Source organism: Streptomyces sp. 35G-GA-8 (assembly GCF_023534745.1).
Lineage (GTDB): Bacteria > Actinomycetota > Actinomycetes > Streptomycetales > Streptomycetaceae > Streptomyces.
The window spans coordinates 226,529-247,884 of record NZ_JAMHJQ010000007.1 but is presented as its reverse complement, the minus strand read 5'-3'; the positions used below and the strand labels follow the sequence as shown (position 1 = coordinate 247,884).

The following is a 21,356-nucleotide window of genomic DNA, read 5'->3' as shown; positions in this document are numbered from 1 at the left end:
GTGCGTAACGGCTGGCATAATCACGGGACTTGTCACCGTCCACCTGCTCAGTCGTCGACCGAAGAGGACCCCGCATGGTCACCGCATCCGCCCCGGAAACGGCGCCCTCCGGACCGGCCATCAGCCTCCGGAAGGTGGAGGAGACGGCCCCGGCGCTCGTCAGCCTCTACAAGAGCGCGGCGGTCTCGCTGACGAAGAACGGTCTGAGCGGCCAGCGCGCGGCCGTCTATCTGGTGCTGGACTACTCGGGCTCGATGCGGGAGTACTACAAGGACGGCAGCGTCCAGGCCCTGGCCGAGCGGGTGTTGGGGCTCTCCGCGCATCTGGACGACGACGGGATCGTGCCCGTCGTCCTCTTCTCCACGGACATCGACGCGGAGTCGGACATCTCCCTGGCCAACCACCACGGCCGGATCGACGCGATCGTCGCCGGGCTCGGCCATATGGGCAAGACCAGCTACCACCTGGCGATGGACGCCGTCATCGACCACTATCTGGACAGCGGGTCCACCGCTCCGGCGCTGGTGGTCTTCCAGACGGACGGCGGCCCGATCAGCAAACCGGCCGCCGAGCGGTATCTCTGCAAGGCGGCCGAACTGCCGCTGTTCTGGCAGTTCATCGGCTTCGGCGACCCGGACAGCAGACAGTTCGACTTCCTCCGCAAGCTCGACGATCTCGCCGTCCCGGCGAAACGGCGCGTCGACAACGCCGGGTTCTTCCACGCGGGCAAGGACCCGCGCCGGGTCGAGGACGCCGTACTGTACGACCGGCTGATCGAGGAGTTCCCCCAATGGCTGGGCCGGGCACGGGAGTTGGGCATCGTCGCCTAGGTCCTGTCCGGCCGGTCTTCGCGGATTGGGCCGGATCACGCTCCGGCGAGCAGCCCGTCGATGAGCACGCGCAGCTTCCACGCGCCGCGCGTCGCCCCGTCGCCGCTGGTGAGCAGCGGGGCCAGCGCGTGGATCGTGGGGTAGCGCCCGGTGGGCAGTGACCGGTAAAGGGTGTCGAGCCGGGCGGCGAACGCCTCCTCCGCCTTCTCCCTCTCCTCCAGCGCGGACGAGGCGATGTACTGGCCGATCAGGTCCGCGGCCCAGGCGCAGGCGGCGTCGCCGATCCCGCCGGTGCGCAGCAGCCGCAACACCTCCTCGGTGATACGCAGGCTGTGCGGGCCGGGCAGGGCGCCCGCCATACCGACGGTCGCGATGTCGTTGTGGGCGGCCAGCGCGGTCACCGAGCGGTCCACGAGCAGTTCGAGCCTGGCGCGCCAGTCCCCGTCCGAGTCGGTGGGCAGGCGGACGCCCGCCACTGCCAGGTCGAGGGCGAGGGCCATCAGCGCGCCCCGGTCGGGCACGTACACGTACAGCGAGGCGGGTCCCGTCTGCACGGCCTGGGAGACCCGCCGCATGCTCACCGCCTCGCACCCCAGCTCGTCCACCAGGGCCAGGGTGGCGGCCACGATCGCGTCGAGGCTCAGTGTCGTCTTCTCGGACCGGGTCCGGGGGCGGGCGGGCATGCCCCACATCCTAGCTTGACGAACGCCGTTCGTTAAGAGCAGTCTGTCCCTCGTTGACGAACGCCGTTCGTTACTTCTTCCGTCCGAAGGGGACCTGTCATGACCTGGGACGTACACCGTCTGCCGCGCGCCGAGGGCAGGACCTTCCTGATCACCGGCGGGAACGCGGGGATCGGCTACTTCGTCGCCGAGCAGCTCGCCACGACCGGGGCCACGGTCGTCATCGCCGGCCGCAGCGCGCCGAAAGGGGAAGCGGCGGTGGCCTCGATCCGCTCGCGCGTGCCGGGCGCGCGCGTGCGCCACGTACCGCTGGATCTCGCCGATCCCGCCTCGATCGAGCGGAGCGTGTGCGCGCTCGACACCGAAACCCTCGACGCGGTGGTCCTCAACGCCGGTGTCCTGCTGGACGATCCCCCGCGCCGCGAGACGGCCGCCGGGCACGAGCTGATGTTCGCCACCAACCACCTGGGGCACTTCGCCCTGACGGCGCGTCTCGCCCCCCTGCTCCACGCCGCGCCCGCCGCGCGGGTCGTCACCACGGGCAGCTTCGCCGCCAGAGGCGAACGGCTGGACCTCGACGACCTCCAGAGCACGCGCGACTACCGGCCCAAGCGCACGTACGGACGCTCGAAGCTGGCGCAGACGCTGTTCGGTCTCGAACTCGACCGCCGGCTGCGCGCGGCGCACAGCACGACCATCAGCGTGGTGTCCCACCCCGGCGGCGCCCTGGACTCTCTGACACCGTCACGCGCCCCACTGCACCCGCGCACCACGGCCCAGCGGCTGCGCGGTCTGCCGCTGGGACTCCTGCTCCAGGGCAAGGAAGCGGGCGCGTGGCCGACGGTCCGGGCCGTCCTCGACCCGGCCGTACGCGGGGGCCAGTTGATCGGCCCCCGCGTGTTCGGTCTGCGCGGCAGGCCGCGGTTCGAGCCGGTACGCGAGCACTTTGCGGACCGCGACACGGCACGGCGCCTATGGACGGCCAGTACCACCCTGACCGGCACGGACCCGGCCCCCGGTGCCGGCTGAGGGCCGAGGGCCGAGGGCCGAGGGCCGAGGGCCGAGGCGCGCGCCCGAAGGCGGGTGTCAGTCGCGCCCGAAGGCGGTGTCAGTGCAGGACCTTCGCCTTCGCCCGCTGGAACTCCTCGTCGGAGAGAGCGCCCTTGTCGTGCATCGCGGTGAGTTCGGCGAGTTCCGCCGCGTGGGACCGCGCCGGCCGATCGTCCCCGTGGGCTGTCTCACGGACGTAGGAATCGAACGCCTCTCGCCGCTTCTGCGCCTCGTGCAGCTCGCGTTCTCCCATGCTGCGGCCGCGGACAACGACGTAGACGAAGACGCCGAGGAACGGCAGGAGGATCACGAACAGCAGCCAGCCGGTCTTGACCCAGCCGTTCATTGCGCTGTCCCGGAAGATGTCGGAGATGACCCGGAAGAGCAGGAAGAACCAGAGCACGGTCAGGCCGACGAGGAAAACCGTCCAGAACGCGCCGAGGATCGGGTAGTCGTACGCGAGGTTCACGTTTCCTGCCATGACCCTCTCCTGACGGTGGGGGATCTTCGCATCGATCGTCGCACCGTCCGCACTCGGACGCCACACGGGAATGCTGTGGGGCGTCAGCGCCTGTCAGTGCCCGTCAGGGCCCACGCGGGCTGCCTTCCCGTCTCCCCGCGGTCCGCCCCAGGCTGAGGGCCAGCCTGCGCACCCTGCGCCAGTCCGTCGGCGGACCCGCGCCGGGTACGCCGGGACGGTCGCGCGGCAGCCGTACCCGCAGGGCTCCCGGCTCGATACGGCAGCGCACCGGAGTGGGCACGGTAAGGGCCTCGCCGTCGACACCGGCCTGGATGTCGGGCGCGTCGGCGTCGATGACGACCTCCCGGGCGGTGAGCGAGGTGAGCCCGGGGCCGTGCTTGCCGCGCAGCAGCAGGGCCGCCTGCACCGCGTTGTCGACCGTGACACCGAGCACGCCGAGTACCCCGGCATCCAGCGCTTCCCGGCGCCCCAGGCCCGCGGGGTCTCCCATCAGGTACGCGTTGTTGCTCACGAGAACGGCCTGGGGCATGTCGATGGTCGTGGCACCGGCGCGCACCGTCAGCCGGGGGCCGCTGTGGCGCGTCAGCAGGTCGGGGAGCATCTGAAGCGTCGTCCGGGCCTTGTCCCCGCGATAGGCCGGGCTCTGTACGACGGCCGCGTAGGCGCCGAAGGAGACGTTGTTGACGAAGACGCGTTCCGCGCCCTCCTCTTGGGGCGCCGCCACAGCTTGGGGCGCCGCCGCCCCGAGGTACCCCAGATCGACGCGGAGTTCGACGCCGTCGGTGAGCGCTTCCAGGCACTTCGACGGGTCCTCCCGGTCAAGGCCCAGGTCCATGGCGAAATGGTTGCGGGTCCCGGCGGAGACCACGACGAACGGAACGTCGCGCTCCGCCGCCACCGCCGCGACCAGTGCCTGCGTACCGTCCCCTCCCGCCACCCCCAGCAGATCGGCTCCGGCGTCGACGGCCCGCCCCGCCAGCTCGGCCACGTCCGCCGGATGCCCGGGATCCAGTACGACGACCTCCGCGCCGAGGGCCCTGGCCCGTTCCACCAGGCGGAAGCGTGCCACCTTTCCCCCACCGGAGCGCGGATTCATGATCAGGAAAGGGTGTTCCGGAGGAGCGGCCGGGCGTTCTGGCAGCCGTCCGGTGTCCTCCGCGAGGGCCGATCTGCCGACGGAGACCGCGAGCGCCCACAGGGCGAACGAGACGAGGACCACCCACAGCAGTCCGGCGAACGCGTAGAGCACGAGGACGGTGACCGGCGCGAGGATCGCGAGCAGCAGAGCGAGCACCCGGATCACGCCCTTGTGCGCGAGAACCCACCACACCCCGGCCACCGCGACGACCACCCCGGCCAGCCCCACACCCACCAGCACGACGCTCCGAAGCCCGGCGAACACGAGCGGCACCAGCAGCGCGCCGGCGCCCGCGACCAGAGCCAGGCGTGCGGCCCAGCGCCTGTTCATGCGATCGAACCTCCCGTCCGACGCCGTCGCCCCCCTTTCCATTGGACATGCGTGGCGCGGTACGCGCATTACCCTGCGCGGACCGGGGGATGGTCGACCGACCCTGAGTAGGGTGGCGCGAGTCCCCTCACGCCCCGCCGCCCCGCAGCCTCGCACCGGAGACACCACATGCTGTTCGTCGTCGCCCTCGTCGGAATCTCCATCCTGGGATTCGCCCTGTGGTCCTCGTGGCGCGTGACCAGACTGCGCGACCTGCCCACGTGGCGCAGATTCCTCCCCCTGGTCCTCATACTGCTGTCCACCGCGGCCAGCCTGCTGCGCGCCGTCGACATCCCCCAGGTCGCGAACGCTGTCGCGTTCCCCCTGATCCTGGCCGCGATCGTGGTGTCGGTGACGGAAGTACGGGCCGACGTCGGCCGACGCGCTGCCGTCAGGCTCGGCGGGAAGTAGTCCGGCGGCATTCTTGACGGTTTGTGCCCTGGGGCCGACAGTCGTGCACAGCGGTGCAGTGCGCTCGGCAGGGGAGACGAATGATCCGGCTGCCCGGCCGACTTGTGTCAGTTCATCCCGCGACCGGACAGTGAGGTCACCAGTGGCAACAGCGGTACGTGAGGCGTTGGCACAAGCTCAGCACTCAGCGCTGCATCTTGAGATGCGGGACAGCTACATGCTCGACGACCCCGCGTTCATCCGCTGGCAGGAAGGCCACCGGGAGAATCCGGACGACAGAGCGTCCTGGTGGAGACCGTGGTTGGACGTGGTGACGGAGGCGACCGGCCGAGGCGTTGTCATGCGTCGCCTGCGGGTCGTCTCCGAGCCGCTGAGTGACTATCTGCGGTACGAGTACGACGGAACGTTCACCAACGTCGCGGCGGGTGAGATCGTGCGCTGGCTCCCGCGCTCACGAACTCGTGACCTGCTGCTTCCCGCCTTGGACGGCTGGGTCATGGACGAACGTCGTTTGATCCTGCACCACTTCAGCGGTGAGGGGCAGTGGACCGGCCCGGGGATGGAGGTCTGCCCGGACCCCGCGTTGGCCAAGCAGTATGTGACGGCGTACGAGGCAGCGTGGGAGCGGGCGATCCCTCACACGCAGTACCGGCCCGTCTGACGGGCCGGCGCTATGGCCGGGACGAGGTCGAGACCGCGTTCCGGTGGTGGGAGGGGCAGGGCCGCCCCGGGTTCGACCGCTTCGGGCTGACCGTGGACGCCGATGAGGAGCGGGTGTGGCTGGACACCCCGGACGCGCTCGTCGTTCCGTGAGCCCAACCCCGCACCCGCCCCGGGTGGTTCAGGCGGGGAGGTCGCCGTGCTTGACGGCGGTGACGAAGGTGGTCCAGTGGTGGGTGGGGACGAGGATGGCGGGGCCGTGGGGGTTCTTGCTGTCGCGTACGGGGACGGTGGTGGGGTGGCCGTCGGATACCTCGATGCACGCGCCGTCCCCGTTGTTGCTGTAGCTCGACTTGCGCCACTCGGACAGTGCGGACGCGTCAGGAATCGTCTTCATTTTCGTACTCTCTCAGGTATCGGCGGATCAGGTTGAGGGACTTGTCTTCCGGCAGAGCCAGAGATCGGGCGACATCGAAACACTGTGTCAGCTCGATCAGCCTCTTCGGCAACTCTACTGTTTCACCAGACTTGAAGCTCTCGACGAAGGCCATCATTCCGCCGTCGCGCAGGGTGAGCAGGGTGAGGCAACCGCCCAGCATGGGGTGCGCCCCCTCGCTGAACGGGAGCACTTGAATCGTGGAGTGGAAGCGTTCGGCAGCCTTCAGCAGATGATTGAGCTGCCTCGACATCAGCTTAGCCCCTTTCATTGGGCGCTTCAGGGCCGCTTCATCGATGATTGCCCAATAGAGGAGCGGCTCAGCACGGTCGAAGATGCCCTTCCGACCCATACGAACGGCAACGAGGTCGTTCACTCTCCCTTCGGAGGATCCCGGAAGAGACGTGCGGAACAACTCGCGCGCGTACTCTTCGGTCTGGAGAAGCCCTGGAATGAGGCTGCTCGTGAACACTTGGATCCGTTCGGCCTCGACCTCCTTGGTCACAACCACCCTCCCGTAGTCGGGAATTGAGCTGTCGTGGGCCATTTCCAGCATATCGGCCAACACCCCGTCGGTGTCGAAGAACTTGTCCAGCGACTTCACCAGCGCCTCGGACGGTAGCTGGTCTCCCAGCTCCACGCGGCCAAGATAACTGTGCGAGTAGCCACCCACCTGTTCGGAGAGCTGACGGATCGACAGTCCCTTCCGTTCTCGCAGGCGACGCACTCGCTTGCCCAGCCTCAATCGTGGTGTGAGCTTGTCCGATTCGTTGTTCAGCTCCACTGGGATCGAACCCTCTTTCGGTCAACCCGCCGTCCACTGCGGGCAATTGGTGACAGCTCGGATATGTCTCCAGTGTGCCCGATAGGGGATCGTAATGGCCACCCCTTCCCGACATTCAGACCGCCGAAGTGTGGCTATTCCGTCGGGAATTCAATAGACGCCATGGGGTCTATTTCGCATGGCCGAAACGGAAAGGTGCGCACCATGGTGATGGAAGGCCGGCCGGACACCAGCCATCCCAACTCCCCCTACTACGGCTCCGTCGTACTGCGCTGGAGCCGTCATCCGAGTTGTGTCGGGCTCGCCCGGCTGGAGTTGCGCAAAGCGCTCGCCGGGTGGGGGCTTTCCGCGCTGGAGGATTCCGCCGTGCTGATTCTTTCCGAGCTGCTGACCAATGCCGCCCGGCACGCCCGCGTATCGCCGGGGCGCGAGATCGAGACCCGTTATGTGCCGCGTCCGGACGGGCTCCGTATCGAGGTGCACGACGCGTCGCCCGAGCAGCCGCGACCGCGGGTACCCGCGCCCGATGCCACGGACGGGCGGGGGCTCGTTCTCGTGGAGGCGCTGGCCGATGTCTGGGGCGTCAGTGAGCGGCACGGGCCCGGGAAGACGGTCTGGGCGCATCTCTCGCTCCCGCCGAGGGTGTCGTAGACCCCTCACCCGGCCCGCCTCAGCGGTCGGCGAGCAGGTTCGCGTCGTGGGCCAGTACCGCCGCCTGTACGCGGTTGGCGCAGCCCGTGCTCGTGAGGATCCGGCTGATGTGCGCCTTGACCGTACCGGCGCTCAGATAGAGCCGATCCGCGATCTCCGCGTTGGACAGACCGGTCCCGACCAGCCGCAGGACCTCCCGCTCGGTGGCGGTCAGATTCTCTGTTCGGCGCAGGGCGGCCTGGGTGTCCTTGGTGGACCGTACGTGCTGTTCCATCAGCCGCCGGGTGATCCGGGGCGACAGCACCGGTTCGCCGTTCGCGGCGAGCCGTACCGACTGGATCAGATCCATGGGGCCGGTGTCCTTGAGCAGGAAGCCGCTCGCGCCGACCCGCAGGGAGCGTGTGACGCTCTGCTCCTCGCCGAACGCCGTGAGCATCACCACGTATGTGGCGGGCGAGATACGGGCGATCTCCTCGGCGGCGGCGATCCCGTCCGTGCCGGGCATCTGGATGTCGAGGAGCGCCACGTCGATGGTTCGCTCGCGGCAGGCAGCCGCGGCTTCGCGGCCGTCAGCCGCCTCGGCCACGACCTCGATGTCCTCGGCGTTCTCCAGGATCAGCCGGATGCCGGCGCGCATCAGCGTCTCGTCGTCGGCTATGAGGACACGTATCACGCCCTCATCCTAGGTGGGGAGCGCCGGATGCCGGACGCCCGGGCGATACCCGTCATGCCGTGGGACGGCCGAAGAAGTTGATCAGTTCCCGGCTCAACTGCTCCGGACGCTCCTCCGCCAGGTAGTGTCCCGCTCCGGGAAATTCGACGAACGTGATATCGCTCGCCCGGTGTTCGTTCGATGCGCGGGACATCTCCATGAAACGCCCGCCCGGAACCAGCAGAGGCATGGTGAGTTTCGGGTAGCCGGCCGCTTCCTGGATGTCCTGGTGGAGTGTCCGGTACCAGCCGGCGACCGCTCGGATCGCTTCGGGGGAGTCGTACGCCCTGGCGTAGATGGCGCGACTTTCCTCGTCGATCGCTTCAGGATCACCGGAGATCTTGTCGGCGTACCAGTCGATCAAGATGCGGTACCGGCCGGTGAGCAGGCGCTCGGGGAGGCCGTCGAGTTGGTTGAACCCGAAATGCCAGGCGTTGCCCTCTTCCGCGGCGGGCAGGGCCGGAACACTGGCCAGCAGCCGGTCGGGGGCGCCCGGATCCCACATCGCGAGCTTCGAGGTGGCGTCCGGATGTCTGGCGGCGAAGAAGTAGGCGATCCAGGAACCGACGTCCTCGCCCGCGATGTTGACCCGTTCATAGCCGAGATGCCGGACGAGTTCGCGGACATCCCGCGCCATGGTGGCCTTGTCGTACCCCGTCTCGGGCTTCTCCGAGTCGCCCATGCCCCGGTATTCGCAGACGATGACCCGGAAGTGCTCGGAAAGAGCCCTCATCATCTTCCGGTACTGCCACCATGTGCGGGGCCAGCCCGGCAGCAACACCAGCGGATCTCCCGAGCCGCCGCTCACATAGTGCAGTGTCACGCCGTTGACCTGGGCATAGGCGTGTTCGAAACCATCGATTCCGGTCGGCATGTCGCTCCCTTTCGTCGCCGGTGCGGTCCGCGCGGGTACCGGAGCGCGGACGGCCCGTTCAGGACGTACCGAGATCCGGCAGTTGCTCGGTGGCGTAGCGTTCCATGAGCTCCGGTATGAGGGTCGGCATGCCGATCTCCTCGACGGACGGGCTGACGCCGGGCCTGGCGGGGGTCGAGGTGCCGACCATGAGTTCCTCTATGCCGCCGGGCGTGAAGAAGAAGATCATCCGGGCGGCGTGATATCCGCGGTTGATGAAGCGGTGCCTGGTGCCGCGCGGAACGAAGAAGAACCCTCCGGCGCCCGCCTTGACCCACTCGTCCCCGTTGAGGAATTCCAGCTCGCCGGAGATGAGGTAGAAGGCTTCGTCGTGGTCGTTGTGCACATGCGGATCGGGTCCTCCGCCGGGCGGCACGGTCGCCTCCAGCAAGGTGAGGGATCCGTTGGTCTCCTCGGCTCCGACCTTGAGGGTGTAGGTGTCACCGGCGGCCCAGATGTTCTTCCCTGCCCCGGGCGGTACGTAGACGGCGCTCCTCGTGGTGTACCGGGGGTCACTGGCGGCGGGCTGTAACAGGCTCATTCCTGCTCCTCGTTCAGCGGATCGATAGTTTTATAGCGATCGCTAGGAAACTAGCCATGGGGGACTTCCGTGTCAATCACTCGGGGGGCGGATCGCCGGGAGACGCACGCCAGTTGGGGGCCGCGTCGGGGCCGCGTCGGGTTCGCGCCGGCGTGTTAGCGTGGGAAAACCTGCTTGAAAGGTGAGGCATCCCCATGCCAGGTGGCCGTCCCCGCAGCTATGACCCCGATGCCGCCCTGGACGCGGCCATGCTGATGTTCTGGACCCATGGCTACGAGGGCACCTCCGTTTCCAACCTCACGTCGGCCATGGGTATGAGCGCCCCCAGCATCTACGGAGCCTTCGGCGACAAGGAGACTCTGTTCAGGCGTGTCCTGGAGCGCTACCTCGCCGGGCCAGGCGCATACCTGGAAGCCGCCCTGGAACAGCCGACCGCTTCGGCGCTCGTACGCGCTCTCCTGGACGCCGCCATCGATACGGTCGCCGGCGACCACACCCCGCACGGCTGTCTGTCCGTCCATGGCGCTCTCGTGGGTGCCGGCTCGGGGACCGCGCAGCAGGTCCTGGCCCGTGTCAGCGGGAGCAAACTCGATCTGCTGAGCCACCGGCTGCGAGCTTTCCGCGACCGTGGCGAGCTTCCGTCGGATTGTGACCCCTCCGGCCTGGCACGGCTCCTGATGACCGTCATCCAGGGGCTGGCCGTTCAGGCGGCCTCGGGAGCGTCGCGGGATGAACTGCGGGGTATCGCCGACCAGATGCTGGCGTGCTTTCCCACGAGAGCAGCGGCCTGACAGCCGTCGGCGCCGTCATTTCAGCACGGCCACGGCCAGCAGAAGGAACAGGAACGCCGCGGTGGGCAGGACGACGAGCGCGGCGGCGCAGCCCGCGCCCAACACCCGTGGCCAGGTGAGGACTTCCGTCGACAGGGGAGGGCGGGTTCCCGTGCGGTCCGTCGGGCCGTCGGCCGGATCGTTCGCGGGCGGCGGGGGGACGGCGAGCGGGGGCATTCCGTTCGGACGCGACGGCAGCCGCGCGGCCACCCGGAACCCGCCGCCCCGCAGCGGGCCCGCCGTGAACGAACCGCCGAGCAGGGTGATCCGTTCCTCCAGGCCGACCAGCCCACTGCGGTTGCCGGGCCATGGGTGACGATCCGAGCGCGGCGCCGTGTTGGTGACGGAGACCTCGATCTCGCCGGCGGTGCCCGTGACCGCCACGACTTCCACGCGCGTGGGCGCCCCTGACGCGTGCTTGAGTACGTTCGTCAGCCCCTCGCGGACCACGCGGTGCACCGACTGGCGGGTGCGCGGGCTCGGATCGGCCGTGTCGGGGACCGACCAGATCAGCTCGACGGCGACACCCGCCCGGCGGGACTCCGCCACCAGGTCGGCGACGTCCTCACGCGTTCCCCGGGCCGCTTCAGGCCGGCCCGCTTCGGGCTCCGATGTCACCTCCTCGCGCCGCAACAGGCCCAGGATGTCGCGCAGTTCCTCCATCGCCGTACCGGCGGTGGTACGCAGCAGCTCGGCCTGGTCCGCCAGCGGTGGCGCCTGACGCGCGGCGGCCATTTCCAGCGCCCCGGCGTGCACCGAGATCAGGCTCAGCCGGTGGCCGAGGAGATCGTGCATCTCACCGGCGATACGGGTACGTTCCTCCATCCGCGCCGCCGCCGCCGTCAGCGAACGGGCCTGTTCCAGATAGGCGTTGCGTTCCCGCAGCAGACTGACCAGGGGACGGCGCCGCCCCAGCAGTGTTCCGGCGAGCGCGGGGAGCAGTACGAGGAGAACGGCCGAGACGGCGTTCCCGGCCATGTTCGTCAGCCAGGGGCCGGGCACGATCAGGCTTCCCGCGACCGTCAGTACGACACACACCGCGCAGGCGGTCCCGGCCGCGAGCCAGGCCCGGCGGGGCGGGGTGATCCGGCGGGTGGCGGACACCACGATCAGCGGTACCAGCGCCAGCACCCACACATTGGGGCCGACCAGCAGCGGTCCCGTGCCCAGGACCGCCACCACCGGCCGGTATCGCCGCAGTGGTATCAGGCACGCCGCGTACAGCGCCTCCAGCACGGCCAGTACCGGCCGCTCCGGCGGCAACAGCAGCAAGGGGATCAGCCCGAGGGCCGCCGCCGACACCGCCGCCAGTGTTCCGGCGGCGACCGTACGGCGCGGGGTCCGGCGGGCGGTGGCCCACCCGTCCGTCGCCTCGCGTCGTACCGACCGCGCGGTGTGCGCCAGCGCGATCCCCACGCGTGTCCGGGCCCGCCGCGCGCGCTCGGGCGGCAGCCGCCTCACATCCATCCCCGCTCTCGCCTCTCGTCCCCTCGCCCCTCGTCGGGGCTCCCGCCCGGCCCCCCGACCGGCGGATCCCCGCGCCGCAACGGTAGCGTCGGCCGGACCGCGGGGTGCCTGGTGGGGGCTGTTCCTCACGCGGACAGTCGCGGAGTCAGATCCGCCCTCAGCGCGTCGACGTCCACACTCCGGTCCCGCAGCCACTGGCGGACCGGTGTCTCCTCTGTCTCCTCGCCGTCCGCCGCGTCGTCGAGAAGTGCGGTCAGGAGATGCACCGTTCCGGCCGAGGACGCGTGGTGCTCGGCCGCGAGGAGCCGTGCCGAGGCCAAGGTCCGCTCGGCGGCGGGGGAGAGCTCCACCTCATCGGTCACCTCGGACACGGGGGACAAGGCGAGGGCCGAGACGGCCGACAGGGCCGGCACGCCCGGCCGTACTCCGTGCGTACGCAGCAGATTCGCGGCCTCGTTGACGGCCGCGACCTCGTCCGGCAGCGTCCGTCCGGCGGAGGACAGCGCGCGGTCCAGGGCCAGGATGGCGAGCAACTGGTCGATCGGTTCCACCGTGCCCCGTCCGGACCGCAGGGCCCGGCGGTTGGACTCGACCCTCACCGCGAAGAGGACGAGCGTGCCGTCGCCGGGGTGCAGGCACGTCCACGACATCATCTTGCGCGCCAGCCAGTTGCTCCGGTCCTCCAGCAGCCCGGCGCGGACCAGGACGGTGACCGAGGGGGAACGGGGCCGGTCGGACGCGGGCGCGGCCGGGGTGTCCCGGGCGTCCAGCGCGTCCAGCGCGGCGTACGCGGCGGTCTGGTCCAGCCGCCTCAGTGCGTACGCTTCCCGGGCCCTGGTGCTGGGGAGGTCCAGCAAGGCACGGGCCACATGCCGCACATACACCTCCTGCGCTCCCTCCCGGCGGGTCAGCCCGAGAGCGAGGAACAGGCAGGCGCGCAGCGCCCCGGACGGCTCCGGCCACTCCGGGACGCCCTCCGGGAACTTCTTGCGGAGGCCGTGTGCGGCCTGCCACCGCGCCAGCCGCCACGCGGCGGTGACCTCGAACTCATCGGCGGCTTCGCCCGGCGTCTCGTCGTCCTGGTCGTCGCTCGCCCATGCGCTCCCCGCCCGGCCGCGGATCATTCCGCTCAGTCCGCCGGCGTTGCGCATGCCGGGCGCGATCGCCTCGCCGGCCGCCGAGTCACCCAGTACCAGGGCGGAGAGCAGGTCCTCCGTGCCGACGGTCCGCGATTCGCCCTTGACCGCGGAGACCAGCACTTCCGCGAGAAGTTCGATGACGTCGAACCCGAACTCCGTGTCGAACCAAGGGCTTTCCGCGGCGGTTCGCTCGGGATCGGCGGGCGCTTGGTTCACGGTGTCGTTCTCCATCGGACGGTTCCCCTCGGGTACGGGTGGTCGGCGCCGACGCCGGCCGGTGCGGTATCTGATCCGTGAGCGACGCTAGGTGCCGGTCCCGTACCGACGCATCGGCCGACCGGCCAGGCCCGCCGTCCGACCGGCCACACTCGCGATCCGATCGGCACCGGTACGTTAGGCCACCCATCCCTATCCTTCCCTGAACTTCCTCATGGGGTGCTAGCATAGGGAGTGATAGGGATGTATTCAGAAGGAAGCGAAAGCGGTGCCACAGCAGTACTACTCGGTGGATCAGGTGGCGGAGCTGCTGGATCTCCATGTGCGGACGGTGCGCGGTTATGTACGGGACGGCCGGCTGAAGGCGACCCGTATCGGCAAGCAGTACCGGATCGCGCGCGAGGATCTGGAGGCGTTCACCGGCCGTACGGCGCCCTCTTCCCCCGCTTCCGTGCCCTCAGCCCGCCGGGGCGGGCGCCATGCCGAGGCATCCGTCATCGCCCGGATCGACGAGATCGGCCCCGAGGCGGCCATCCGTCTGACGAACACGGTCATGGCCGCCATCGCCCACGGCCAGGACGGCGGGGAACGCCTGCGGGTGGAGACCGTCTACGACGAGGAACGGGCCGTGCTGAAGGTCATCATCCTGGGCGGCCTGGAGAGCACCGCCGAACTGCTCAAGATCATCAACGCCCTGATCGGGCAACCGGAATGAACGGCCGGAACGAACAGGAAGCCGGAGATGCCAGAACCCACCGAGACCCCTCAGGCCACCGAGACCCCTCAAGCCCCCCAGGCCCTCCAGCACCTCCACGGCATACCCGTTCTCCTCTGTCCGTCCGACGGTGAGCCGCTGCGCGGTGAGCGTGAGGCGCTCGACCTCATCGGTGACGCGTTCTCCCTCGGTGCCGCCTGGGTCGTCATCCCGGCCGGCCGGTTCGAGGACGCCTTCTTCCAACTGAGCACCCGCGTCGCCGGTGACATCGTCCAGAAGTTCGTCAACTACCGGCTGCGCGTCGCCGTCGTCGGCGACATCGCGCGGCACACGGCCGGCAGTGCCGCGCTACGGGACTTCGTTCGCGAGAGCAACCGCGGCACACAGCTCTGGTTCGTCCCCGACATCGAGGCCCTGAGCGCCCGCCTCGCCCCCCGGCCGACAGAGATCCCGGAGCCGTAAGGGCCGTAAAAGGCGACAGAAGGTGTCCGGTATCCCGTGTTGGCTGGACGCATGACATTCACCTGGGCCGATTTCGTCTCGGCGGAGCCGCGCTTCGCCGAGACCGTTCAGCGGCGATTCGAGAAGCACACCCACCATGTCCTGGCCACGCTCCGCAAGGACGGCTCCCCGCGCGTGACAGGGCTCGAAGTCTCCTTCAAATTCGGGGAGTTGTGGCTCGGCATGATGCCGAATTCCCGGAAGGCGCTGGACCTGCGGCGTGACCCGCGCTTCGCCGTGCACGCGAATCCGGGGGAGGGTGCCGAGATGGCGGACGGGGACGTCAGGGTCGCCGGACGGGCGATCGAGGTCACGGACCAGGAAACGCTCGTACGGTTCGCCGCGGAGGTCGAACCTCCGCTTCCGTTTCACCTCTTTCAGGTGGATCTCGGCGAGGTGGTGCGGACCGGACTCGACGGAGAAGACCTGGTCGTACAGGTCTGGCGGCCGGATCGGCCGCTGCGCACGGTACGGCGCGGCTCCGGCGAGGACCCGCCGCGCGAGGATCACGGGTGATCGTCACGCGGGTGCGCCTGATCGTCACGCCGGTGCGCGGGCGTGCTAGGCTGACCGCGTTGCAGTTTTGGTACCCATGAACTTTATGTGCGCCTGACGGGAATGTTCCTCAGGCGCATTATTGTTTTTGCCGGCTTCTCCGGATGGGGCTCAATGCGGCGACGAGGAATCCGTAAAGTGCGGATTTCCGGCTCTGCACCTGTTTTAGGAGAATGACATGGCTACTGGCACCGTGAAGTGGTTCAACTCGGAAAAGGGCTTCGGCTTCATCGAGCAGGACGGCGGCGGCGCCGACGTCTTCGCCCACTACTCGAACATCGCCACCCAGGGCTTCCGTGAGCTCCAGGAGGGCCAGAAGGTCTCGTTCGACGTCACGCAGGGCCAGAAGGGCCCGCAGGCGGAGAACATCGTCCCGGCCTAATTCCCGGACGTGTACCTCGCAGCCGGGGCCCGCACCGTGCAGGTGCGGGTCCCGGCTCGCGCTGTTCTCAGGCCGCTGTTCTCAGGCCCAGGAAGGCTTTTCCCGAATGACTCGATCCGAACGCCCGGCTCGCGCTGCCCGCCCCGCCGGCAAGCGCCCGGTGAACTCCCGCGCCAAGGCGCCCGCGAAGGGCTTGGCGAGGCAGGCCGCCCGCCGCCCCGCCGCGCGCCCGCAGGAGTTCACGCTGCCGGAGACCCTTACCCCCGCGCTGCCGGCCGTCGAGGCGTTCGACGAGCTGGACATGCCCGCGGGACTGCTCAAGACACTCACCGCCCAGGGGGTGACCACGCCGTTCCCCATCCAGGGGGCGACTCTCCCCAACTCCCTCGCGGGCCGCGACATCCTGGGCCGTGGACGTACCGGCTCCGGCAAGACGCTCGCCTTCGGGCTGGCGCTGCTCGCCCGTACGGCCGGCCGGCGCGCCGAGCCGCGCGCCCCGCTCGCGCTGGTGCTCGTACCCACGCGTGAGCTGGCGCAGCAGGTGACCGACGCGCTCACCCCATACGCCACCGCCGTCAATCTGAAGCTGACGACAGTCGTCGGCGGGCTCTCGATCGGCAAGCAGGCGAGTTCGCTGCGGCGCGGCGCCGAAGTGCTCGTCGCGACCCCCGGGCGGCTGAAGGACCTCATCGAGCGCGGCGACTGCCGGCTCGACCAGGTGTCGATCACCGTGCTCGACGAGGCCGACCAGATGGCCGACATGGGCTTCATGCCGCAGGTCACCGCGCTGCTCAAGCAGGTCGAGCCGGACGGCCAGCGGATGCTGTTCTCGGCAACGCTGGACAAGAACATCGACCGGCTCGTGCGGCAGTATCTGACGGACCCGGTCGTGCACTCCGTCGATCCTTCGCAGGGCGCGGTGACGACGATGGAGCACCATGTGCTCTACGTCCTGGACGAGACGGACAAGAAGGAAGTCACCACGCGGATCGCGGCGCGCGACGGCCGGGTGCTGCTCTTCCTGGACACCAAGCGATCGGTGGACCGGCTGGTCAAGCGGCTGCTGGCGAGCGGTGTGCGGGCCTCGGGGCTGCACGGCGGCCGTTCGCAGCCGCAGCGCAACCGGACGCTGGAACAGTTCAAGACGGGGCTGGTCACCTGCCTCGTCGCGACGAATGTCGCGGCGCGCGGCATCCATGTCGACGATCTCGACCTGGTCGTGAACGTGGACCCGCCGGTCGACCACAAGGACTATCTGCACCGCGGCGGGCGCACCGCCAGGGCGGGGGAGTCCGGCAGTGTCGTGACGCTCGTACTGCCCGAGCAGCGGCGCGAGATGACCCGGCTGATGTCGGACGCGGGTATCGCTCCCCGGTCCGCGCGGATCAAGTCCACGGACGAGGAGCTGGCGACGCTCACCGGCGCGCGGGTGCCCTCGGGGGTGGCCGTCACCATCGAGGTGCCGCAGCAGCAGCCCGTCCAGGCGAAGCCGAAGACGCGCGCGTCGCGCCCGGCCAGGAAGAACACCGGCGGGGGCGCCGGCGGGGGCTCGGCCACCGGGGGCGGCGGGGCCCGTCTCGGCGGGGCCTCGCGCGGCAGCCGGGGCCGTCGCGGCCGTCCGGACCGCGGCGCCGACGGCGGACGCCGCACCGCCGCCTGAGTTTCAACGGACGGGAAACGGAAGCCCGGTGACGCGCTCGGCGCGACGCCGGGCTTCCGCGCGTCCGCAGGACCGGCGACGGCCCCCCCGTCAGGGCGCGAAGAGGGTGCTGGCGAGGACCACATGGACCGCGGTGCCACCGAGGATGCTCAGCAGGGCGTCGCGTCGCCACAGATGCAGGCCGACGGTGACGCCCAGGGCCACCAGCGGGGCGATGGCCCGTGATGCGGTCAGGGGGAGATCGCGCAGGCAGTAGACGAGCAGGATCACCATGATGCCGGCCGGCATCCGGGTGCTGAGGTACTGGACGGTGCCACTCGCGCGCAGCCGGGACAGGGCCGCGAAGGGCAGGGCGCGCAGGGCCCAGGTGATGGCGGCGGAGACGGCGACCGCGGCGATCAGATAGGGGGTGTCAGGCATGGCGGGTCCTCCCGCGGGTGGCGAGGCACCGGGTCAGCAGGGCGGCGGTGAACAGGGCGCAGGCGACCGGCATCATCTGGCCGGGGAGGAGAAGGCGGGCGGCGAGCGCGCTGAGCAGGGCGAGGACGGGAGTGGGCAGGTCGCCGCGGCGGTCCCGGATCGCGTCGAGGGCCAGCACGGCGAACAGGGCGGTGAGGGCGAAGTCCAGGCCGGTGACGCCCTCGGGGACCAGCGAGCCGAGCAGCCCGCCGGCGGTGGCGCCGCCCACCCAGTACAGGTGCATGTACAGCTGGAGCCACAGGATGCGGCGGCCGGGCCAGGAGCGGGCCCGCTCGCCGGTGGCCAGGGCGTATGCCTCGTCGGTCAGGGCGAAGGTGCTGTAGGCCTTCGCGAGGCGTCCGCGCACACGGTGCAGGGGGAACGAGAGCGGGTAGAAGACGTGCCGGATGTTGACCAGGAAGGCGGTCAGGGCGACCGTCCCCAGCGGTGCGACGCCGGCGACCAGGCCGACGAGCAGGAACTCGAACGATCCGGCATAGACGAGGGCGGTGAACACGCTCGCCCACCACCAGGCCAGACCGGACTGCGTGACGAGGACTCCGAAGGCGAGACCGAGCGGCACCAGCCCCAGGCCCACGGACGCGGAGTCCTTGAACGCGGCCGACGCGGCCGACGCGGCCGACGCGGTGGCGGGCCCGGCCGGAGCGCCGACCACGGACGGAGGTATTTCCATGTGGAAATATTAGAAAAGAATCGGCCTTATATGGTTGCCGATAGTGGCTCTAGAATCTGACTATGGGCAATGAAGTGCATGTCGACCGCATCGACAGCGAAATTCTGTTTCATCTGCGCCAGGACGGACGGCTGACCAACGTCGAGTTGGCCAAGCGGGTGGGCCTGACTCCGCCGCCGTGCCTGCGCCGGGTCAAGCGGCTGGAGGAAGCCGGTGTCATCACGGGGTACCGGGCCGTCGTCGACCCCGAAGCCCTCGGCCGCGGGCTGGAAGTGCTCATCGATGTCGAAGTCAGTGCCAACGACCGTAAGACCTTCGAGGAGTTCGAGGACACCGTGGCGTCCTTCGACGAGGTCATCGAGTTCCGCCGGATGTTCGGCCGACCCGACTACTTCGTCCGCGTCGCCGTCGCCGACCACGCCGCCTACGAGGCGTTCCTCACCGGCAAGCTCAGCGGCCTGCCCTGCGTCCTGCGCCTCGAATCCCACCTGACCATGAAGAACATCAAGACAAGCTCCTGATCGGCCCGAGCCGGCCGGTTAACGTACGGGAAATTCCATGGAGTTGGCATTGACGTGTACGCGTCTACGCGCGTCATCATGGGGGCATGCGAATTCCCCCACGGATCGCCACCCTCGGTGGCATCGCCGCTCTGGCCTCGACTCTCCTCGTCGGCGGAGTCACCGCCACCGCCTCCGCCGCCCCCACCGCGGTCGGCAGCATCTGCTACTCCAGGCTGCCGGTCCAGGCCCATGACACCCTCAACCTCATCGAACGGGGCGGGCCCTACCCGTACCCGCAGGACGGTGGAGTCTTCCAGAACCGGGAAGGCATCCTGCCGAGCCAGTCGAACGGCTACTACCACGAGTACACCGTCAAGACGCCCGGCTCCTCGACCCGCGGCGCGCGCCGCATCGTGACGGGCAACAAGACCAACGAGGACTACTACACCGCCGACCACTACGCGTCGTTCTCGCTCGTCAACTACAGCTGCTGACCGGTCGTCGACCGTAATCGGAAGGGTAACCTCCGTCCCATGACGGTGACGTATGTGATCGATGGGGCGGAGGTCACCGGCCTCGAACGCTTCTGGCAGGTGATCGGCGAGGCCGTGAACGGGCCCGGCGGATACTTCGGGTCCAATCTCGACGCGCTCGCCGACTGTCTGCACGGCGGGTACGGCACGCCGGACGACGGCGACTTCGTCATCGAATGGCGCCGGCACGAACTCTCGCGCCGGGCGCTCGGCCGGGAAGAGACCGTGCGTACGCTCCAGCGGCGGCTGGAGCGTGCGCACCCCACCAACAGGGCCGCGGTCCAAGGACAGTTGGACGCCGTCCTGGCCGGTGGCGGCCCGACCGTCTTCGATGAACTGGTGCGACTGATCGAGAACGAGGCGCCCGGGGTGCTCCGGCTCCGCTGAAAAGCGCCGCCGGAAAGCGTCCCCGGAAAGCGCCCCTGGAAAGCGCCCTGCCTCCGGACATGCCTCAGCGGCGGCGCGGGAGCGTGCGTTCCAGGCGCCGTCGCTCCGGTCCGTGCGGTACGTACCGCACGGCCTCCAGCGCCGTCCTGCGCGCGTATCCCTCCGGGTCCTCGTCGCCGAGGATCCGGGCCAGCGCGTCGACCGCGCGCGGATCGCGGCGGGCCGCCAGCCCCTTGGCCGCCTCGGCGGCCGTATGCGCTTCCGGGTCGTTCAGCCGGGCCGCCAGCGCCTCGCGCAGCTCGCGCGTGTCCGCGTCCAGGCCCGCCAGCGCCACGACCGCGCGTTCCCTGACCGACGCGTCCGCGTCCCTGCTCAGCAGCGTCAGCGCCCATAGCGCGTCGCGGTCGTCGCCCGGCACGAGCCCGGTCAGCGCGAGCGCCGCCCGGCGCCGTACCCCGGAGTCCGGATGGCCGGAGTGGCGCAGGATCTCCGGGAGCGCGGCCGGGTCGCCGTACTGGCCGAGGGCCACCACGACCGCGCGGACCAGCTCCGGTTCCACGGCCCGCCGGGACAGTTCGCGCAGCAGGGGCACCGCGCGGGCGGCGAACGGGGTCTCCCCGTCCGCCGCGCCGAGCCGCGCCAGCACATCGGCGGCGAAGGCCCGTCGCAGCGGCTCGTCACTCACGCACCACGCGGCGGCGGCCTGGAACGTCTCCTCGTCACCGCGCCGCCACAGCGCGGACACCGACTCCGTCCAGTCGTCCCGGCCGGGGTCACCGCAGCGCAGGGCCCGCGCCGCCAGCTCCTCGTACGGCGTCGCAATGCCCAGCTCCGTTTCGAGTATCGTCGCGACGGCCGCGTGCCCGGTCTGCTGCTCACGGCCTGCCACCGGCTCGCCGTCCCGCAGCAGTTCGACGATGACGGTCCCCGAGCCGTCCTCCTCGATCCGGCGCACCACCGTCTCGTAACCGTCGCCGTAGGCGTTCAGCAGTCCGGCCCGCAGCTCCTGTTCGACATCGCGGGTCAGCCAGCGCCGTGCCTCGGCGAGCGCCGCGTCGCGCGTCCTCGCGTGGACGCCGTCGGGGGCGCCCGCGCCGTAGCGGAGCAGGACCCGCACGGCGGGCGCGGAGCCGCGGCGGGCGGCCAGCAGCAGCGGAGGCTCGCCGCCGGGGCCCGGCAGATCGGGGTCGGCGCCGTACTCCAGCAGCGCTTCCACGGTGTCCGCGAAGCCCTGCACGACCGCCCAGGCGACCGCCGTGAAACCGAACTCCTCGCGGCCGTCGGGCGGCGCCCCGGCGGCGAGCAGCGCGCGGACGACCTCGGTGTGCCCGCCGCAGGCCGCCCCGCACAGCGGCAGATCGCCGCCGTCCCGGCCGCTGGCCCTGCGGGGGTCGGCGCCCGCCGTGAGCAGCAGCCGGACAAGCCCCGGCACATCGCTGACCGCCGCGCGGTAGAGGATCGTTTCGCCGGTCTCGTCGGCCGACTCGGGTGAGACACCGGCGCGGAGCAGCCGTACCACCGTGTCGGCGGCGCCGCCGCTCACCGCCGCGAACAGCTCGTCGACGCCCGCGCCCGTCGTCGGCTCATTCGTCATGCTTCGACCCTACGTTCGCCCGGGCCGCGCCGTCGTCCGGGATACGGGAGAGAGGCGGCTGC

At 70.0% G+C, this 21,356-nt stretch carries 28 protein-coding genes; 15 read left to right on the top strand and 13 right to left on the bottom strand.

Annotation, left to right across the window (positions count from 1 at the left end; all coding sequences use genetic code 11):
• Positions 1-74: 74 nt before the first annotated feature.
• Positions 75-830: a VWA domain-containing protein gene (locus tag M1203_RS17920; RefSeq protein ID WP_249950734.1), complete on the top strand. Its 756-nt coding sequence runs from the start codon at positions 75-77 to the stop codon at positions 828-830.
• Between the two features lie 35 nt (positions 831-865).
• On the opposite strand, the gene M1203_RS17915 is transcribed toward M1203_RS17920, so the two are convergent.
• Entirely contained in the window at positions 866-1,513 is a 648-nt protein-coding gene (locus M1203_RS17915) for a TetR/AcrR family transcriptional regulator (protein WP_249950733.1), read from the bottom strand.
• Between the two features lie 99 nt (positions 1,514-1,612).
• On the opposite strand from M1203_RS17915, the gene M1203_RS17910 reads away from it, so the two are divergent.
• On the top strand, positions 1,613-2,542 hold the full coding sequence (locus M1203_RS17910; protein ID WP_249950732.1) for an SDR family NAD(P)-dependent oxidoreductase: 930 nt from the start codon (positions 1,613-1,615) through the stop codon (positions 2,540-2,542).
• A gap of 79 nt (positions 2,543-2,621) precedes the next feature.
• Here the strand turns inward: M1203_RS17910 and M1203_RS17905 are convergent, their stop codons facing one another.
• Positions 2,622-3,044, bottom strand: a complete 423-nt coding sequence (locus M1203_RS17905; RefSeq protein ID WP_249950731.1) for an SHOCT domain-containing protein — start codon at positions 3,042-3,044, stop codon at positions 2,622-2,624.
• 103 nt (positions 3,045-3,147) lie between these two features.
• Entirely contained in the window at positions 3,148-4,512 is a 1,365-nt protein-coding gene (locus M1203_RS17900) for a diacylglycerol kinase family protein (RefSeq protein ID WP_249950730.1), read from the bottom strand.
• Positions 4,513-4,680: 168 nt separating this feature from the next.
• Here M1203_RS17900 and M1203_RS17895 point away from each other — a divergent pair, with 168 nt between their 5' ends.
• The 3 genes from M1203_RS17895 (at position 4,681) to M1203_RS17885 (ending at position 5,775) form a co-directional block, all read left to right on the top strand.
• Positions 4,681-4,962 (top strand): hypothetical protein, encoded by a 282-nt coding sequence (locus tag M1203_RS17895; RefSeq protein WP_249950729.1) that lies wholly within the window; start codon positions 4,681-4,683, stop codon positions 4,960-4,962.
• Positions 4,963-5,104: 142 nt separating this feature from the next.
• Positions 5,105-5,623 (top strand): DUF6879 family protein, encoded by a 519-nt coding sequence (locus tag M1203_RS17890; RefSeq protein WP_374403268.1) that lies wholly within the window; start codon positions 5,105-5,107, stop codon positions 5,621-5,623.
• Entirely contained in the window at positions 5,581-5,775 is a 195-nt protein-coding gene (locus M1203_RS17885; protein ID WP_374403266.1) for a hypothetical protein, read from the top strand. Before M1203_RS17890 ends, M1203_RS17885 begins: the two co-directional genes overlap by 43 nt.
• Before the next feature lie 28 nt (positions 5,776-5,803).
• On the opposite strand, the gene M1203_RS17880 is transcribed toward M1203_RS17885, so the two are convergent.
• Both M1203_RS17880 and M1203_RS17875 read right to left on the bottom strand, forming a co-directional pair.
• Complete coding sequence (locus M1203_RS17880) at positions 5,804-6,019, bottom strand: DUF397 domain-containing protein (protein WP_249950727.1); 216 nt, start codon at positions 6,017-6,019, stop codon at positions 5,804-5,806.
• The gene (locus tag M1203_RS17875) at positions 6,003-6,842 is read right to left on the bottom strand and encodes a helix-turn-helix transcriptional regulator (protein WP_249950726.1); all 840 of its coding nucleotides are present in this window, start codon (positions 6,840-6,842) and stop codon (positions 6,003-6,005) included. Before M1203_RS17875 ends, M1203_RS17880 begins: the two co-directional genes overlap by 17 nt.
• Before the next feature lie 204 nt (positions 6,843-7,046).
• Here M1203_RS17875 and M1203_RS17870 point away from each other — a divergent pair, with 204 nt between their 5' ends.
• Entirely contained in the window at positions 7,047-7,493 is a 447-nt protein-coding gene (locus tag M1203_RS17870) for an ATP-binding protein (RefSeq protein ID WP_308404879.1), read from the top strand.
• A 19-nt stretch (positions 7,494-7,512) separates the two neighbouring features.
• Here M1203_RS17870 and M1203_RS17865 read toward each other — a convergent pair whose 3' ends face one another.
• The 3 genes from M1203_RS17865 to M1203_RS17855 are packed head-to-tail and all read right to left on the bottom strand — an operon-like array spanning position 7,513 to position 9,659.
• On the bottom strand, positions 7,513-8,166 hold the full coding sequence (locus tag M1203_RS17865; protein ID WP_249950725.1) for a response regulator transcription factor: 654 nt from the start codon (positions 8,164-8,166) through the stop codon (positions 7,513-7,515).
• A gap of 52 nt (positions 8,167-8,218) precedes the next feature.
• Entirely contained in the window at positions 8,219-9,079 is an 861-nt protein-coding gene (locus M1203_RS17860; RefSeq protein WP_249950724.1) for an alpha/beta fold hydrolase, read from the bottom strand.
• A gap of 58 nt (positions 9,080-9,137) precedes the next feature.
• A complete protein-coding gene (locus M1203_RS17855; RefSeq protein WP_283958714.1) occupies positions 9,138-9,659 on the bottom strand; it encodes a cupin domain-containing protein in 522 nt (173 codons plus the stop codon).
• A gap of 194 nt (positions 9,660-9,853) precedes the next feature.
• On the opposite strand from M1203_RS17855, the gene M1203_RS17850 reads away from it, so the two are divergent.
• Positions 9,854-10,450, top strand: a complete 597-nt coding sequence (locus M1203_RS17850) for a TetR/AcrR family transcriptional regulator (protein ID WP_249950723.1) — start codon at positions 9,854-9,856, stop codon at positions 10,448-10,450.
• 15 nt (positions 10,451-10,465) lie between these two features.
• Here M1203_RS17850 and M1203_RS17845 read toward each other — a convergent pair whose 3' ends face one another.
• Both M1203_RS17845 and M1203_RS17840 read right to left on the bottom strand, forming a co-directional pair.
• Complete coding sequence (locus M1203_RS17845) at positions 10,466-11,956, bottom strand: sensor histidine kinase (RefSeq protein ID WP_249950722.1); 1,491 nt, start codon at positions 11,954-11,956, stop codon at positions 10,466-10,468.
• A gap of 125 nt (positions 11,957-12,081) precedes the next feature.
• Complete coding sequence (locus M1203_RS17840) at positions 12,082-13,326, bottom strand: hypothetical protein (protein ID WP_249950721.1); 1,245 nt, start codon at positions 13,324-13,326, stop codon at positions 12,082-12,084.
• Positions 13,327-13,579: 253 nt separating this feature from the next.
• On the opposite strand from M1203_RS17840, the gene M1203_RS17835 reads away from it, so the two are divergent.
• From M1203_RS17835 to M1203_RS17815, 5 genes are all read left to right on the top strand, one after another.
• On the top strand, positions 13,580-14,026 hold the full coding sequence (locus M1203_RS17835) for a helix-turn-helix domain-containing protein (RefSeq protein ID WP_249950720.1): 447 nt from the start codon (positions 13,580-13,582) through the stop codon (positions 14,024-14,026).
• Positions 14,027-14,053: 27 nt separating this feature from the next.
• Positions 14,054-14,488 (top strand): DUF4180 domain-containing protein, encoded by a 435-nt coding sequence (locus tag M1203_RS17830; protein WP_249950719.1) that lies wholly within the window; start codon positions 14,054-14,056, stop codon positions 14,486-14,488.
• Between the two features lie 51 nt (positions 14,489-14,539).
• Positions 14,540-15,043: a pyridoxamine 5'-phosphate oxidase family protein gene (locus M1203_RS17825; RefSeq protein WP_249950718.1), complete on the top strand. Its 504-nt coding sequence runs from the start codon at positions 14,540-14,542 to the stop codon at positions 15,041-15,043.
• Positions 15,044-15,260: 217 nt separating this feature from the next.
• On the top strand, positions 15,261-15,464 hold the full coding sequence (locus tag M1203_RS17820; protein WP_015607926.1) for a cold-shock protein: 204 nt from the start codon (positions 15,261-15,263) through the stop codon (positions 15,462-15,464).
• 106 nt (positions 15,465-15,570) lie between these two features.
• On the top strand, positions 15,571-17,124 hold the full coding sequence (locus tag M1203_RS17815; RefSeq protein ID WP_249950717.1) for a DEAD/DEAH box helicase: 1,554 nt from the start codon (positions 15,571-15,573) through the stop codon (positions 17,122-17,124).
• 90 nt (positions 17,125-17,214) lie between these two features.
• Here M1203_RS17815 and M1203_RS17810 read toward each other — a convergent pair whose 3' ends face one another.
• Both M1203_RS17810 and M1203_RS17805 read right to left on the bottom strand, forming a co-directional pair.
• Complete coding sequence (locus tag M1203_RS17810) at positions 17,215-17,544, bottom strand: branched-chain amino acid transporter permease (RefSeq protein ID WP_249950716.1); 330 nt, start codon at positions 17,542-17,544, stop codon at positions 17,215-17,217.
• The gene (locus M1203_RS17805; RefSeq protein WP_249950715.1) at positions 17,537-18,277 is read right to left on the bottom strand and encodes an AzlC family ABC transporter permease; all 741 of its coding nucleotides are present in this window, start codon (positions 18,275-18,277) and stop codon (positions 17,537-17,539) included. The genes M1203_RS17810 and M1203_RS17805 overlap by 8 nt, the downstream gene beginning before the upstream one ends.
• 62 nt (positions 18,278-18,339) lie before the next feature.
• Between M1203_RS17805 and M1203_RS17800 the strand changes: the two genes are divergently transcribed.
• The 3 genes from M1203_RS17800 to M1203_RS17790 all read left to right on the top strand — a co-directional run bounded on the left by M1203_RS17800 (position 18,340) and on the right by M1203_RS17790 (position 19,700).
• On the top strand, positions 18,340-18,798 hold the full coding sequence (locus M1203_RS17800) for an Lrp/AsnC family transcriptional regulator (RefSeq protein WP_249950714.1): 459 nt from the start codon (positions 18,340-18,342) through the stop codon (positions 18,796-18,798).
• Between the two features lie 86 nt (positions 18,799-18,884).
• Positions 18,885-19,274: a ribonuclease domain-containing protein gene (locus tag M1203_RS17795; protein ID WP_249950713.1), complete on the top strand. Its 390-nt coding sequence runs from the start codon at positions 18,885-18,887 to the stop codon at positions 19,272-19,274.
• A 39-nt stretch (positions 19,275-19,313) separates the two neighbouring features.
• Positions 19,314-19,700, top strand: coding sequence for a barstar family protein (locus M1203_RS17790; protein ID WP_249950712.1), 387 nt, complete (start codon positions 19,314-19,316; stop codon positions 19,698-19,700).
• Positions 19,701-19,764: 64 nt separating this feature from the next.
• Here the strand turns inward: M1203_RS17790 and M1203_RS17785 are convergent, their stop codons facing one another.
• Complete coding sequence (locus M1203_RS17785) at positions 19,765-21,294, bottom strand: ankyrin repeat domain-containing protein (protein ID WP_249950711.1); 1,530 nt, start codon at positions 21,292-21,294, stop codon at positions 19,765-19,767.
• Positions 21,295-21,356 lie beyond the last annotated feature (62 nt).